Source organism: Microbacterium paraoxydans (assembly GCF_019056515.1).
In the GTDB taxonomy this organism is placed as follows: domain Bacteria; phylum Actinomycetota; class Actinomycetes; order Actinomycetales; family Microbacteriaceae; genus Microbacterium.
In genome coordinates, this window is record NZ_CP064873.1 from 1,712,359 (window position 1) to 1,726,174 (window position 13,816).

Here is a 13,816-nt window from a genome sequence, read left to right on the forward strand (position 1 = left end):
CATAGGATGAGGCATGGCCTCCGCTCCCCCGTCGACCGCCCCCGTCTCGAGCGCCCGAGACGGCCGCACGAGGCCACCGGTGACGGCGGGGCTGCTCGCCGGCCTGCTCCTCGGCGCACTCTGGATCATCTCCGGCGCCATCGCACGACTGACTGGTTCCGACATCGTTCTGACACGGTTGCTGAGCTTCGCCGGTATCGGGCCGCTGCAGAGTCATGCCTGGCTGCTCCCCGGTGCGTGGGGCGTCCTGGTGCTGACGGTGACGGCCGCCGTGCTCTGCGGCGTCGTCTGGATTGTGGCACGCGGAGCACGGGGCGTCGGCCGGGCTCCCGCGTTCCTCGTGCTCTGGTTCGGTGCCGTCCTCGCCGGAACGGTCGTCGGGCTGTGCGACGACGTCACCCGGGTCCTGTCCTTCCTCCCTCTCTCGGGCCTGCACGGTCTCACGGCTGCGGTCGTCGAGTCCGCGCCGGACACTGCCTACTGGGGACTCGCCTGGGGCTGGATCCCCGCCTGGGCGTTCTCGCGCAGAGCCGGTGAGGAATCTGCGCGGCGGTGGTCCCCGGGCCTTCTCGGCGTCACCGTCGCGAGCGTGGTCGCTCTCGTCGTGGTCGGGAGCCTGGCCGATGCCGCGTGGCAGCGCCAGATCGTCGAGGAGAACGCCGCGCTGCAGGGCGCCACCGACGAGACGGGAGCCTTCGTCGATCCGGCGGCTGTGCGCGACCCTGTGCCGGAGCGCGCCCCGGGGGTCTCGACACCCCAGCTTCCCGCGGGCGCCTGCACCCTCGACCGAGCCACACTGCTGCTCGGAACCGCCAACGGGGCCACGGGGCACCGCGCCCAGAGCATCCGGCTGATGAACGTCGGTGAGGAGCCCTGCGTGGTCGAGGGGTATCCCGACATCGCGTTCGCGGACCAGAACGGCCATGCGCTCGACGTCGAGGTGCGCCCCGGTTCCTCATTCCTGGCGACCGACCCCGGTATCGCGCCCGTCACGGTACCGCCCGGCGGCGAGGCGACCGCGGTGATCGGCTGGGATGCCAATGCCACGGACGGCGCTCTCGTCGCCCGCGCCCTGCATGCCGCCGTGCTCCCCGGACTCGACCGCGGCTCGTGGCCGGTCGAGCTCGACATCGTCTCGGGCTCCGAGGTCGAGATCACCGCTTGGCACCTCGGCGCCGCACCCGCCGCGCCGTGACGGCACTCCGCGCCGTCAGCGCAGCAGGTGCTGCACCGTCTCCACGATCAACTCGACGCTGACGCGCTCCGGAACCTCCGCGTCGCCCGCCTCGAACTCGGCGAGCTCCACGCCGCGGACGTCGGCGACCGGGATGGCGGCGAACAGCGCGGCCACCTGGTGCGGCAGCAGACCGTCGCCGACCCGATAGGCCGCGGGGATGTAGCCGGGCTCCAGGACGTCCCAGTCGACATGGATCCACACCGGTCGCCCGGCGATGAGAGCGCTCAGCCGCTCCGGCGTGCTCTCCGCGGGGCTGAGGACGGTCACTCCCGCGCCGGCGAGGAGCTCTCCCTCGGCGGGGTCGATGTCGCGGCCGCCGACGACGATGACCTGCCGCGGGTCGATGCCCGCCCCGTGGCCGCTGTCCCACAGCCCGCAGGCGGCGGCGAGGACCATGCCGCCGAGGTAGCCGGAGTCGGTGGTGTCCGGCGTGTTGAAGTCGCCATGCGCATCGATCCAGAGCACCACCGCGTCGGGGTGGTGCTCGGCGACGCTCGGCAGCGTTCCGAGGCTCGCCGCACACGTGTTCGTCACGAGGAGCGGCGTCGTCTTCCCCGTGATCGCCTCCTGCACCGCGGCACGGAGGCCCGCGAGCGTGTCCGAGGCCTCGGGCAGCGCGACCGACCAGTCGTCGAGCCGACCGGGCTCCGGAGTGCCGACCACGACGGGCTCCCGCCGGAGAAGCGAGGACAGGGCGTCGGCGACGCGGCGCGCCCCGACGAGGGCTCCGTCCGTGCGGTCGGCGACGCGACCCTGGTTGAGGATGAGCGCGAAGGGCCTGGTCATCCGCTCAGTCTCCCACCCGGCGCAGACCGCGGCCAAAACCGCCGCATCCGGCCTGCGCTATCGCCGGCGCGGCGTCCATCCCGACGGCAACCCTCCGTCGACGAAGGCACGGTCCCGGTCCGCCGCTGCCGACCAGCCCTGCGCCTCCTCCTCGGTGTCGAAGGCGCCCCGGGCCACGCGGAAGCCGACGTCCTCGTGGTGCATGCGCGGCGCTCCCCCACGGCGGACCGAGGCGCGGACGCTCCAGGCGTCGTCGGCGAACCCGCCGCCGCGGAAGACCCGGTAGTCGTCGTACCGCGCGGGGTCGAGGAGGTCCCAGCACCATTCCCACACGTTCCCGAGCGTGTCGAACAGCCCGTGCAGGTTCGGGAGCTTCCCGCCCACGTCCTGCGGCGTACCGACTCCGTCGGCAGCGGTCCACGCGGCCTCGGCCAGCGGGGCGTAGTGCGGCCCGGTGGAACCGGCGCGGCAGGCGTACTCCCACTCGGCCTCGGTCGGCAGGCGGTAGCCGTCCGCCGTGGTGTCCCAGGCCACATCCTCACCCTCGAAGTGGTAGACGGGATCGAGCCCCTCCCACTCCGAGGCGGCGTTGCAGAAGTGGACGGCCCGCAGCCAGCTCACGTCGGCGACCGGGCGACGAGGATGCCGTGACGGGGTGCCCAGGACCTCGGTGACCTGTTCTTCGGTCACCGGGAAGACACCGAGGGCGAAGGGTTCGAGTTCCACGGTGCGGCGCGTGCGTCGCCGGGCGTCGTGCAGCGTCACCGTGCCGGCGGCGAGACGGACGAGCTCGATATCGCTCATGCGCGGGGTACGGCGACGCTCACGCCGGAGACCGTTCGACCCAGGTGGGGTACTTCGCTGCGCGGCCGTCTCCGGACGAGGTCCTCGTCACGCGTCGACGCACCCAGGGCCCGACGAACTCCCGGTAGTAGGCCAGACCCGCGGGGCCGGCGGTCCAGCGATCGAGCGGCGCCCACCAGGCTGCCGGCGGCTCGAAGCCGAGTCCATGCAGCACGCGGGCCGCGACACGATGGTGTCCGGCCGCGTTCATATGAAGCCGGTCCTCCGACCAGTACGCGGGCTTCGAGAGCTCCGTGTCCGGCCAGTTGAGGGCGCGGATCACGTCGGGGCGATCCTCGATCCGCCGCAGGACCGCCTCGGAGAGCAGGTCGCCTCGGCGCTGCACGAGAGAGCCCATCGGAAGCTGCCCGCTGGGGTTGGCGCCGGAGAGCAGGATCATCGTCACGCCCTCCTCGTCACACCGTCGCAGCACTCGGCTGAACGCATCGGCGATGTGCTCCACGTCGGTCCGTGGCCGCAGCATGTCGTTGCCGCCGCCGTTGAACGACAGGTGCGTGGGACGGAGGGCCAGCGCGGGTTCGAGCTGCTCCTCGACGATCGGCCAGGCCAGCTTCCCTCGGATCGCCAGGTTCGCGTACTGGATGGGGTGCCCCGCGGCATCCGCCCATCCCTGCGCGGCGATGTCGGCCCAGCCGCGCTCGCGCCCATCGGGGAGCACATCGCCCACGCCTTCGGTGAAGGAGTCGCCTATCGCGACGAAACGTACATCAGCCACGCGCCCAGCCTATTCCCGGTCCCGGACGTCACCGGTCGTCCAGCGCCGCTCCGCTCCGGTCGACGAGTCCCCAGGCGGCGGCCGCCGCGACGAGGAAGCAGGCCGCGAACACGACGAACAGCAGAGGAGCGCCGCCGGCGACGAGGAGGACAGGAACGGCGAGGGGCGCCACGATGGAGGCGATGCGTCCGACCCCCGCGGCCCAGCCCGCCCCGGTGCCGCGCAGCGAGGTCGGGTAGATCTCGGGCGTCACCGCGTACAGGGCGCCCCACGCGCCGAGGGTGAAGAACGACAGGGCCATGCCGGCGCCGATGATCATCGGCACGGTCGTAGCGGTGCCGAAGACGACGGCGGACGCGGTCGCCCCCAGCAGGAAGACCGACAGAGTGATGCGGCGTCCCCACACCTCGATGAGCCAGGCCGCCACGGCGTAGCCCGGGAGCTGCGCGAGCGTGATGATGAGGGTGAACCCGAACGAACGGACGAGGTCGAATCCGGCATCCACGAGAATGCTGGGGATCCAGATGAAGGCCCCGTAGTAGGCGAAGTTCACGGCCAGCCACACGAGCCAGAGGCACGCCGTCCGCACGCGGAACTCCGCGTTCCAGAGGGTCGCGAGCCGTGCCCGTGCCGTCTTCGCGATGGCCCGCGACGCCGGTTCCTTCCGGAGGGGCGGGGTGTACTCGACTCCCGCATCGGCCTCGAAGGCCGCCACGATGCGATCCGCTTCCGCGATGCGTCCGCGGGACGCCAGCCAGCGCGGCGACTCGGGCAGACCCCACCGCACGACGAGGGCGTAGACCGCGGGGATCGCGCCGAGCGCGAAGGCCCATCGCCAGCCCGCCTCGGAGGCGGGGATGACGAAGAACCCGATGAGCGCGGAGGCCGTCCAGCCGACGGCCCAGAACGCTTCCAGGATGACGATCAGCCGTCCGCGGATGCGCGCGGGAGCGAACTCGCTCACGTAGGTCGAGGCGACCGGCAGCTCCGCGCCGAGACCGAGGCCGACGAAGAAGCGCAGCACGAGCAGGGCCGCCACTCCCCCGACCAGAGCACTCGCTCCGGTGGCCACACCGTAGATGAGCAGCGTGAGGGCGAACACCTGCCGACGGCCGAAGCGGTCAGCGAGAAGACCGCCGAGGGTCGCGCCGACCGCCATGCCGACGAAGCCGAGCGAGGCGATCCAGCCGGCCTCCCCCTTTGTCAGATCCCACTGCTGTGAGAGCGCCGCGATGATGAAGGAGATGAGTCCGACGTCCATCGCGTCGAGCGCCCAGCCGACGCCGGAGCCCGTGAGCAGGCGCAGGTGCCGGCGGGTGAACGGGAGGACGTCGAGGCGCTCGGCGAGCGAGGTGCGGCTCGGCAGGGCGGTATCGGCCATGATTCTCATCGTAGGGCCGCCCGTCCCGCCGAGCCGCGAGATGACGCCCGCTCAGTCCCGGTCGGCGAGGAGCTTCCGCACCCGAGGGATCACCTCGGTGCCGTACAGCTCGATACTGCGCATCATCGACTCGTGCGAGAGGGTTCCCGTCGCGTACTTGAGGTCGAAGCGGCCGAGCCCGAGGGTCGTGATCGTGTCGGCGATCTTCGCGGCGACGCGCTCCGGCGAGCCGGCATAGAGGGAGCCCTCGGGACCGATGTCGTTCTGGAAACGCGCGCGGCTGTAGGGCGGCCAGCCGCGCTCGCGACCGATGGTGTTGTTCATCGCCTCGAAGCCCGGGTAGGCCTCGTCCCATGCCTCCGCGTCGGTGGGCGCAATGTGTCCCGGCGAGTGCACGGCCACCGGGTGAGGGGTCGTCCCGAAGGAGGCGACCGAGCGGTGGTACAGGTCGACGAACGGCTTGAATCGCCCGGCCGGGCCGCCGATGATCGCCAGCATGAGGCCGAGACCGTGACGCGCGACACGCACGACGGACTCGGGGCTGCCGCCGACGCCGACCCACGTGCGCAGACCCTTCTCGGTCTTCGGGAAGACGTCCGCGTTGTCGAGCGACGGCCGCAGCGACCCGGACCACGTCACGGGCTCCTCCTTGAGGAGCTCGACGAACAGCTCCAGCTTCTCCTCGAAGAGCCGGTCGTAATCGCGCAGGTCGTAGCCGAACAGCGGGAAGGACTCGATGAACGAACCGCGCCCGAGCACGACCTCCGCCCGCCCTCCGGACAGGGCGTCGAGGGTCGAGAAGCGCTCGAACACGCGCACCGGGTCGTCCGAGGACAGCACGGTCACGGCGGTGCCCAGCCGGATCCGTTCGGTGCGGGCGGCGATCGCCGCGAGCACCATCTCCGGAGACGAGACCGCGAACTCGCGCCGATGGTGCTCCCCCACGCCGAAGAAGTCCACGCCGACCGTATCGGCCAGCTCCGCCTGGGCGACGACGTTCCGGATGGTCTGCGCGCCGCTGAGCAGCTCGCCGTCCTGATCCCGGGTGATGTCGCCGAACGTGTCCAGCCCGAAGTCGATGTCCATGTCACACCTTCCTATTCAGGTGAATGGAACGCGCGGCGGGAGGCGGGCATTCCCATCACCGAGGCAGCAGCGCGCTCCGCAGCGTGTCGAGCCCGACGCCGCCCAGATCCAGGGCGCGCTTGTGGAAGCCCTTGAAGCTGAACGCGTCGCCCTCCGCCTGCTGGACGGCGTCGCGGACCTGCTCCCAGATGCGCTGACCGACCTTGTACGACGGCGCCTGACCCGGCCAGCCGAGGTACCGGTTGACCTCGAACTGCACGAACTGGTCCGACATGTTGACGTTGCGACGGAGGAAGTCGAGCGCGTAGTCGGCATCCCAGACGCCGTCACCGTCGAGACGGGGCTTGCCGAGGTGCACGCCGATGTCGAGGACCACGCGCGCCGCCCGCATCCGCTGCCCGTCCAGCATGCCGAGGCGATCCGCCGGGTCGTCCAGGTAACCGAGCTGCTCCATCAGTCGCTCCGCATACAGCGCCCAGCCCTCCGCGTGACCGGAGGTGCCGGCGAGCAGCCGTCGCCACGAGTTGAGCTCAGCGCGGTTGTACACGGCCTGGGCGATCTGCAGGTGATGCCCCGGCACACCCTCGTGGTACACGGTGGTGAGCTCGCGCCACGTGTCGAACTCGGTGACGCCCTCGGGGACTGACCACCACATGCGGCCGGGGCGCGAGAAGTCGTCGGTGGGGCCGGTGTAGTAGATCCCGCCCTCCTGCGTCGGCGCGATCATGCACTCCAGGGTGCGGATGGCCTCCGGGATGTCGAAGTGCGAGGCGCCGAGCTCGGCGACCGCGCGGTCGCTGGTCTCCTGCATCCACCGCTGGAGCGCCTCGGTGCCGACGAGCTTGCGGGCGGGGTCCGATTCCAGATGCGCGACGGCCTCCTCCACGGAGGCGCCGGGGAGGATCTCGTTCGCGATCGCCGTCTGCTCGGCCACCATGCGGGCGAGCTCTTCGCGACCCCACTCGTAGGTCTCGTCGAGGTCGATGGTGGCGCCGAGGAATCGACGGGAGTTGAGGGCGTAAAGGTCGCGCCCCACGGCGTCCGTCTCGCCGGCCTCGGGCGCGAGCTCCTCGGCAAGGAAGCGCCGCAGCTCCCCGTACGCGACCCGCGCAGCCGCGGAGTTGTCCGCCAGGGTGCGGGCGAGCGAGGCGGGAAGCTGGCCTTCCTCGGGATCGGCGTGCGCGACGAACGCCGCGAAGAAGCCGTCGTCGGCGATGTAGCGGTCGATCTGCGTCGCGACCTCCGCGACCTGGCGTCGTGCAGGAGTCACGCCCTCGGCGATGCCCAGGCGCAGCGTCTCGACGTATCCGCGCAGCGCCGCGGGAACCGCGGAGAGCCGGGTGGAGATGACCTCCCAGTCCTCGACCGTCGCCGTGGGCATCAGATCGAAGGCGGAGCGGACGTCCTGCGCGGCGGAGGCGATGACGTTCAGATCGCGCAGGTGCCACTTCGCTTCGTGCAGCTCGAGGTCGAGGCGCAGCTCCGCACTGAGGTCGGTCTTGGTCACCTCGTCGATCGCATCGACGGGCTCCAGCGCGGACAGCGTGTCGAGCGTGGCCCGCGTCGCCGCGGCGATCTCCTCATGACCTTCCGGGCTCAGATCGCCGAACCGGTCGTTGACCTCGGACCGACCGATGTAGGTGCCGAGAGTCGGCGCCAGGACGGCGATCGTGTCGACCCATTCATCGGCGACCCTGTCGATGGCGGAGGGGGTGCGGGGTGCTGAAGTCATGCCTTCCAGCCTAATCCCCGCCCCCGTCGGCCACCGGGATCAGTGCGCGGCTTCGTTCCAGTCCCGACCGCGGCCCACCTGCACGTCGAGCGGCACGGAGAGCTGAGCGGCATCCCCCATCCGCGTGCGGACGATCTGCTCCACCGCATCCCACTCCCCTGCTGCGACCTCGACGACGAGTTCGTCGTGGATCTGCAGCAGCACCCGCGACTCCAGCTTCGCGGCGTGGAGGTCGTCGTGGATGTGGAACAGCGCGATCTTCATGATGTCGGCCGCGCTGCCCTGGATCGGGGCGTTGAGCGCCGCCCGCTCGGCGTTCTCCCGCAGCACGCGGTTGGGGCTCGCGAGATCGGGGAACGGCCGCCGACGCCCGAAGATCGTCTCGGTGTAGCCGACCTCCTTGGCCTTCATCACCGAGGCCCGCAGGTAGTCGCGGACCGCGCCGAACCGTGCGAAGTACTCGACCATGAGCTGCTTGGCCTCGGACTGCTCGATGCGCAGCTGCTTCGAGAGCCCGAATGCGGAGAGGCCGTAGACGAGTCCGTACGACATCGCCTTCACCTTGGTGCGCATCGCCGGCGTGACCTCGGACGGATCGACGCCGAACACGCTGGCGCCGACGAAGCGGTGGAGGTCTTCACCGCTGTTGAACGCCTCGATCAGCCCCTCGTCGCCCGAGAGGTGCGCCATGATCCGCATCTCGATCTGCGAGTAGTCGGCGGTGAGCAGCGTCTCGTACCCCTCGCCGACCTCGAAGGCGCTGCGGATGCGCCGCGACTCCTCGGTGCGGACGGGGATGTTCTGCAGGTTCGGATCGGTGCTGGACAGGCGCCCGGTCTGGCTGCCCGTCTGCACGTACGTCGTGTGGACCCGGTGGTCCTCCCGGATCGCGGTGTCGAGGGACTCGATGATCTGCCGCAGCTTCGTCGCCTCACGGTGCTGCAGCAGCACGCTGAGGAACGGGTGCGGGTGCGACTCCTGCAGGTCGGCGAGCACCGCGGCATCGGTCGAGTACCCGGTCTTCGTCTTGCGCGTCTTGGGAAGCTGCAGGTCTTCGAACAGCACCTCCTGGAGCTGCTTCGGCGACCCGAGATTGAACTCACGACCGACGACCGAGAAAGCTTCCTGGGCCAGGGCGTCCGCCCGCGTCGCGAGTTCGGCCGAGAACGTCGACAGGACCTCGTGTGACACGGCGACACCGGCGAGCTCCATGTCGGCGAGCGTGCGGAGCGTCGGCAGCTCGATGTCGCGGAGCACGGCGTCGACCGGCTCCGGCAGATCGTCCCGCAGCGCCTCGGCCACCCGGAGGATGAACCATGCCTCCTGCGAGGGGGTGGCACCCTCGGTCTCCGGCACGAGCTGCGACGGATCGGCCTCGGGGAGCTTCTCCCCCAGGTAGCGCTGCACGAGGTCGGACAGCGTCTTGTCGGGGAAGCTGGGGCGCAGCAGCCAGCCCGCGAGGCTCGTGTCGTAGGCGAGCCCGCCCAGACGGATGCCCTGACGGAGCAACGCCTTCACCTGCGGCTTGGCGTCGTGCAGCACCTTCGGCGCGTCGGACTCCAGCCACGGGCGCAGCGCCGCGGCCGCCTCCTCCGACCAGTCGAGCTCGCGCAGCTCGCTCCCGGTGGCGACGCCGACGCGCACAGGTGCGCCCGACTGCACCACGACCCGGAGAGCGACGTCTCCGTCCTGCGCCGCGGCCCAGGTGGCCAGATCCGGGGCGGACACCTGTGCCGGCGTGGGCATCTCGACGACGGAGGCCGGGTCGTCGGCGACCTCGCCCGCTCCGACGGCCTCGAAGACCCGGGGCAGCAGCGTGCGGAACTCCAGCCGGGCGAAGATGTCGCGGACGGCCTCGGCGTCGATCGGGGCGACGGCGAGGTCGGCCGGGGCGACCGGCAGCTCCACGTCGGTCAGCAGGCGGTTGAGCTTGCGGTTGCGGCGGACGTCTTCGATGTGGTCGCGGAGGTTGCCGCCGACCACGCCCTTGATCTCACCGGCACGCTCGAGCAGCTCGTCGAGGGAGCCGAACTGCGTGAGCCACTTGACGGCCGTCTTCTCCCCCACCTTCGGCACGCCGGGCAGGTTGTCGCTGGTCTCACCCACGAGGGCGGCGATGTCGGGGTACTGCTCGGGACGGACGCCGTAGCGCTCCTGCACGGTCGCCGGATCGTAGCGCTTGAGCTGCGAGACCCCCTGGACGGACGGGTACAGCAGCGTGACGTCGTCGGTGACGAGCTGGATGGTGTCGCGGTCTCCCGAGACCACGAGCACGTCGTAGCCCTGGGCCGCCCCCTGCGTGGAGAGGGTGGCGAGGATGTCGTCGGCCTCGATGCCCTCCTGCGTCAGCACCGGGATCGACATCGCCGCGAGGCAGTCCTGCAGCAGCGGGATCTGGCCCTTGAACTCCTGCGGCGTCTCGGACCGGGTGGCCTTGTACTCCGGGTACTCGTCGGTGCGGAACGAGTGGCGGGAGGTGTCGAAGGCGATCGCGAGATGCGTGGGCTGCTCGGCCTTGATCAGGTTGACCAGCATGGACAGGAAGCCGTAGATGGCGTTCGTGTGCTGGTTGTCCTTGGTGGTGAAGTTGTCGACCGGGAGGGCGAAGAAGGCCCGGTAGGCGAGCGAGTGGCCGTCGACGACCATGAGGGTAGGCTTTGCGGAGTCCGTCACCCTGTCAGCCTAACGAGGAGCACGGACACCCGCAGAGGAGGATGCATGAGCGAGGTCGCCACCAGCGAGGGACTCGAGTGGGCGGCCGCCCGCGGCATGGGAGCGCTGGCCGAGAAGATGGGCATGGAGTTCGTCGAGTTCGGCATCGACCGCTGTGTGGCGACGATGCCGGTGGAGGGCAACACCCAGCCGGTCGGTCTCATGCACGGCGGCGCCTACGTCGTGCTCGGCGAATCGCTCGGCTCCATGGCGGCCAACCTGCACGCGGGCGCCGGCCGCCTCGCTGTCGGCGTCGACATCAACGCCACGCACACCCGGTCGGCCACCTCGGGCGTGGTCACCGGAGTCTGCACGCCCGTGCACCTGGGGCGCAGCATCACGGTGCACGAGATCGTCGTGACCGACGATCAGGGCCGGCGCTGCTCGACGATCCGCATCACCAACATGATCAAGGACGCTCCCGCCGCGGACTGAGCGGCTCCTCCAGCAGCAGCTGGAACAGGATGTGGTCCTGCCACTCCCCCGCGATCCGCAGGTACTTCGGGGCGATGCCGATGCGCTCGAAGCCGGTGGCGGCGAGGACCCGCTGCGAGGCGACGTTGTGGAGCAGCGTCGACGCCTGGAGGCGGTGCAGCCGCAGCTCGTCCCGCGCGTGCTCCGCCACGAGGGCGACCGCGCGCCCTGCGAGCCCGCGGCGCAGTCGGGTGGAATCGATCCAGTACCCGAGATCGGCGCTCCAGAACGCACCGCGCACGATGGTGTTCAGGTTGACCCGGCCGCGGATCTCGCCGTCGTCCGAGAGGATCACGAACCGGGAACTCCGCCCGAGGGCGGCCTCCGCGACGCACTGCTGCGCGTTCTGCTCCTGCCAGTCCTCGGTGAAGAACGCCTCGGAACGCTCCGGCTCCCACGGGGCGAGGTGCTCTCTGTTCGCGAGATACGCGCGCGCGATCGCCGCACCGTCGCCGGCGCGGACCGGCCGCAGAACGTGCTCTGCGTCCAGCCGGAGCACCGGAGTGCCTTACTTCTTGGGAGCGAGCTGCTCGATGATCGCCTTGGCGACGTCCTGCATCGTCAGGCGGCGATCCATCGATGCCTTCTGGATCCAGCGGAACGCCTCGGGCTCGCTCAGGCCCATCTTCTCGTTGAGGAGGCCCTTCGCGCGGTCGACGAGCTTGCGGGTCTCGAAGCGCTCGACCATGTCGGCGACCTCAGCCTCGAGGGTGATGATCTGCTCGTGGCGGGCCAGGGCGATCTCGATCGCGGGGAGGAGATCGTTCGGGGTGAAGGGCTTCACGACGTAGGCCAGGGCTCCGGCCTCGCTCGCGCGCTCCACGAGCTCCTTCTGGCTGAACGCGGTCAGCAGCACGACCGGGGCGATGTTGCCCTTGTGGAGCTTCTCGGCAGCGCTGATGCCGTCGAGCTGGGGCATCTTCACGTCCATGATGACGAGGTCGGGACGCAGCTCGGTGGCGAGGGCCACCGCCGTCTCGCCGTCGCCGGCCTCGCCGACGACATCGAAGCCGTTGTCGCGGAGGATCTCGACGATGTCGAGACGGATCAGCGACTCGTCTTCGGCGACGACGACGCGTCGGGGTGCGGATGCCGTGGGCTGCTCAGCCTGTTCTTGCTCGGTCACCCCTCCATCCTAACGGAGAGGTCCCCACCGCCGGCTGAAGACGGCGGGCGCGCGGGGAACCGTCCGTCGTCTGCGCTACAGTCGAAGTCGCGAGACACGGGCCGGCGTGGCGGAATGGCAGACGCGGAGCACTCAAAATGCTTTGTCCGAGAGGGCGTGTGGGTTCGAGTCCCACCGCCGGCACCAGCATCGCGGACCGCTCGCCCCGTTACTCGGCGAGGGCGGCGAGTTCGGCCATCACACGGGGGTGGGCGAGGATGCGGAAGTGCCCGCCCGTCTCCAGGACGACGTTCTTGGCCCCGGCGAGCTCACTCCCCTCGGGGATGTGCGGATCGAACGCGGCGTAGATCGAGACGATGCGCGCGTTCACATCGAGCTCCCGCCCCAGCGCGACGATCGAGGGGTCGTCGGGTGAGAACGCCCGCAGCACCCGACCGGGCAGCAGCCGCGCATATCGGGAGCCCCCGAACGGCGTCGCGATGGCGAGCATGCCGCGGATCCGGGCACCCTCCGGGCCGGTCATCACCAGCTTCCCGGCGAGGCCGCCCTTGCTGTGGGCGACGAGGAACACGCCCGAGAGGTCGTGCGCGCGCAGGTAGTCGGCCACCTGATCGGCCTCATCCTGCACGGGGAACTGGTTGCGGCGCAGCGCATCCACGACATGGACCGGGTGCCCCCGCTCGTGCAGCGCGACGATGAGCGGCTCCAGGAAGCGCCAGGTCTCGTAGACACCGGCGAGCACCACGATCGGGGCGCGGTCTCCGGTGGTGAAGTCATCCGCCTGGTCACGGCCGAAGAACGATCGGACCTGCCAGAACCCCGCGTAGGCGTAGTCCGCGGCCCACCAGCCCAGGATCCTCAGGACGCTGATCGTGCCCTCCCCCGCCGGATGGGTGCGGCCGGCACCGCCGTCGGCCATGCTCCCGTCGTGTGGGCCAGGATCGCGGAAGCCACCGCCCGGGGCGCGGACTGCTGCGCGACATGATGGTGACCGGGGATCTCCACCAATCGCGAGACGGCCGCCGCGTCGCGCAGGCGCCGGCACCACGCGCGTCCTGCGATCGGATCGTCACTCCCCCGGACGACGAGCACCGGCATGGTGAGAGCCGCGACCCTCTCCTCCAGGGGATACGCGAGCATGTGCCGGAGCTGGCGGAGATACCACCGCACGCCGCAGCGCAGGTAGTCGGTGAAGACGACCGTGTTGATCGCCGGGGTCTCGCCGACGGTGTCGACGGCCAGGGCCCGGGCCTGCGCGCCGAGAGTCCGGTGGGCGTCGTCGGTGACGGGTCCGATCGTCACGACGGTCCGGACGTACTCGGGATGCCGCAGCGCCGTCTCCACGGCCCACTGCACGCCCATCGAGTGCCCGACGAGCACGACGCGATCGTCGTCGAGGCTCGCCACCACCTGAGCCAGGCCTGCCGCCATCTGCGGGATGGAGACGTCGAACCGCGGCTTGGGCAGGCCGCCGAAGCCCGGGAGGTCGACGGAGACCACCCTCGTGGTGTCGGCGAGCACGGCGTGCAGCCGCGACAGGTACCGATGCGACATCCCGATCCCGTGCACGAGGACCACGGTCGGGGCGGTGCTGCCGGCGGGCCGCGGACTCTCCAGGATGCGGAACGTCAGCCCGGAGGTGACGAGGAGACGACGGAGGACCATGGCAGCACGCTAACCGAGGCCGCCGTCACGGCCGAGAG

General features: G+C 70.6%; 13 protein-coding genes and 1 tRNA gene. 3 read left to right on the forward strand and 11 right to left on the reverse strand.

What is annotated here, in order from left to right:
- Positions 1–13 precede the first annotated feature (13 nt).
- Entirely contained in the window at positions 14–1,195 is a 1,182-nt protein-coding gene (locus IZR02_RS08160) for a DUF4232 domain-containing protein (protein ID WP_081811557.1), read from the forward strand.
- Between the two features lie 15 nt (positions 1,196–1,210).
- Here IZR02_RS08160 and IZR02_RS08165 read toward each other — a convergent pair whose 3' ends face one another.
- Genes IZR02_RS08165 through polA form a run of 7 tightly spaced genes read right to left on the reverse strand, consistent with a single transcriptional unit; the run spans position 1,211 to position 10,474 of the window.
- Complete coding sequence (locus IZR02_RS08165; protein ID WP_025103460.1) at positions 1,211–2,023, reverse strand: arginase family protein; 813 nt, start codon at positions 2,021–2,023, stop codon at positions 1,211–1,213.
- A gap of 57 nt (positions 2,024–2,080) precedes the next feature.
- Complete coding sequence (locus IZR02_RS08170) at positions 2,081–2,827, reverse strand: formylglycine-generating enzyme family protein (RefSeq protein ID WP_025103461.1); 747 nt, start codon at positions 2,825–2,827, stop codon at positions 2,081–2,083.
- Positions 2,828–2,846: 19 nt separating this feature from the next.
- A complete protein-coding gene (locus IZR02_RS08175; RefSeq protein ID WP_025103462.1) occupies positions 2,847–3,602 on the reverse strand; it encodes an SGNH/GDSL hydrolase family protein in 756 nt (251 codons plus the stop codon).
- Positions 3,603–3,630: 28 nt separating this feature from the next.
- Positions 3,631–4,983 carry an MFS transporter gene (locus IZR02_RS08180; RefSeq protein ID WP_025103463.1) on the reverse strand — a complete coding sequence of 451 codons (1,353 nt, stop codon included), beginning with the start codon at positions 4,981–4,983 and terminating at the stop codon, positions 3,631–3,633.
- A 51-nt stretch (positions 4,984–5,034) separates the two neighbouring features.
- On the reverse strand, positions 5,035–6,069 hold the full coding sequence (locus tag IZR02_RS08185; RefSeq protein WP_025103464.1) for an LLM class flavin-dependent oxidoreductase: 1,035 nt from the start codon (positions 6,067–6,069) through the stop codon (positions 5,035–5,037).
- Between the two features lie 55 nt (positions 6,070–6,124).
- The gene (locus IZR02_RS08190) at positions 6,125–7,801 is read right to left on the reverse strand and encodes a DUF885 domain-containing protein (protein WP_025103465.1); all 1,677 of its coding nucleotides are present in this window, start codon (positions 7,799–7,801) and stop codon (positions 6,125–6,127) included.
- Between the two features lie 39 nt (positions 7,802–7,840).
- Positions 7,841–10,474, reverse strand: a complete 2,634-nt coding sequence (gene polA, locus IZR02_RS08195; RefSeq protein ID WP_217316373.1) for a DNA polymerase I — start codon at positions 10,472–10,474, stop codon at positions 7,841–7,843.
- Positions 10,475–10,519: 45 nt separating this feature from the next.
- Here polA and IZR02_RS08200 point away from each other — a divergent pair, with 45 nt between their 5' ends.
- Complete coding sequence (locus tag IZR02_RS08200; RefSeq protein ID WP_025103467.1) at positions 10,520–10,948, forward strand: hotdog fold thioesterase; 429 nt, start codon at positions 10,520–10,522, stop codon at positions 10,946–10,948.
- Here the strand turns inward: IZR02_RS08200 and IZR02_RS08205 are convergent.
- Entirely contained in the window at positions 10,923–11,486 is a 564-nt protein-coding gene (locus IZR02_RS08205) for a GNAT family N-acetyltransferase (RefSeq protein WP_025103468.1), read from the reverse strand. The two genes, IZR02_RS08200 and IZR02_RS08205, sit on opposite strands and share 26 nt — an antisense overlap.
- 9 nt (positions 11,487–11,495) lie before the next feature.
- Positions 11,496–12,113, reverse strand: a complete 618-nt coding sequence (locus IZR02_RS08210) for an ANTAR domain-containing response regulator (RefSeq protein ID WP_025103469.1) — start codon at positions 12,111–12,113, stop codon at positions 11,496–11,498.
- Positions 12,114–12,213: 100 nt separating this feature from the next.
- On the opposite strand from IZR02_RS08210, the gene IZR02_RS08215 reads away from it, so the two are divergent.
- Positions 12,214–12,299 (forward strand) — tRNA-Leu (locus IZR02_RS08215).
- A gap of 22 nt (positions 12,300–12,321) precedes the next feature.
- On the opposite strand, the gene IZR02_RS08220 is transcribed toward IZR02_RS08215, so the two are convergent.
- Positions 12,322–13,032, reverse strand: coding sequence for an esterase/lipase family protein (locus tag IZR02_RS08220; protein ID WP_051582192.1), 711 nt, complete (start codon positions 13,030–13,032; stop codon positions 12,322–12,324).
- Complete coding sequence (locus tag IZR02_RS08225) at positions 12,972–13,778, reverse strand: alpha/beta fold hydrolase (RefSeq protein WP_025103471.1); 807 nt, start codon at positions 13,776–13,778, stop codon at positions 12,972–12,974. The genes IZR02_RS08220 and IZR02_RS08225 overlap by 61 nt, the downstream gene beginning before the upstream one ends.
- Positions 13,779–13,816 lie beyond the last annotated feature (38 nt).

Coding starts and splice junctions, on each gene's coding strand:
- IZR02_RS08160 (WP_081811557.1), top strand. CDS start 14: ATGGCCTCCGCTCCCCCGTCGACCGCCCCCGTCTCGAGCGCCCGAGAC.
- IZR02_RS08165 (WP_025103460.1), bottom strand. CDS start 2,023: ATGACCAGGCCCTTCGCGCTCATCCTCAACCAGGGTCGCGTCGCCGAC.
- IZR02_RS08170 (WP_025103461.1), bottom strand. CDS start 2,827: ATGAGCGATATCGAGCTCGTCCGTCTCGCCGCCGGCACGGTGACGCTG.
- IZR02_RS08180 (WP_025103463.1), bottom strand. CDS start 4,983: ATGGCCGATACCGCCCTGCCGAGCCGCACCTCGCTCGCCGAGCGCCTC.
- IZR02_RS08185 (WP_025103464.1), bottom strand. CDS start 6,069: ATGGACATCGACTTCGGGCTGGACACGTTCGGCGACATCACCCGGGAT.
- IZR02_RS08190 (WP_025103465.1), bottom strand. CDS start 7,801: ATGACTTCAGCACCCCGCACCCCCTCCGCCATCGACAGGGTCGCCGAT.
- IZR02_RS08200 (WP_025103467.1), top strand. CDS start 10,520: ATGAGCGAGGTCGCCACCAGCGAGGGACTCGAGTGGGCGGCCGCCCGC.
- IZR02_RS08220 (WP_051582192.1), bottom strand. CDS start 13,032: ATGGCCGACGGCGGTGCCGGCCGCACCCATCCGGCGGGGGAGGGCACG.
- IZR02_RS08225 (WP_025103471.1), bottom strand. CDS start 13,778: ATGGTCCTCCGTCGTCTCCTCGTCACCTCCGGGCTGACGTTCCGCATC.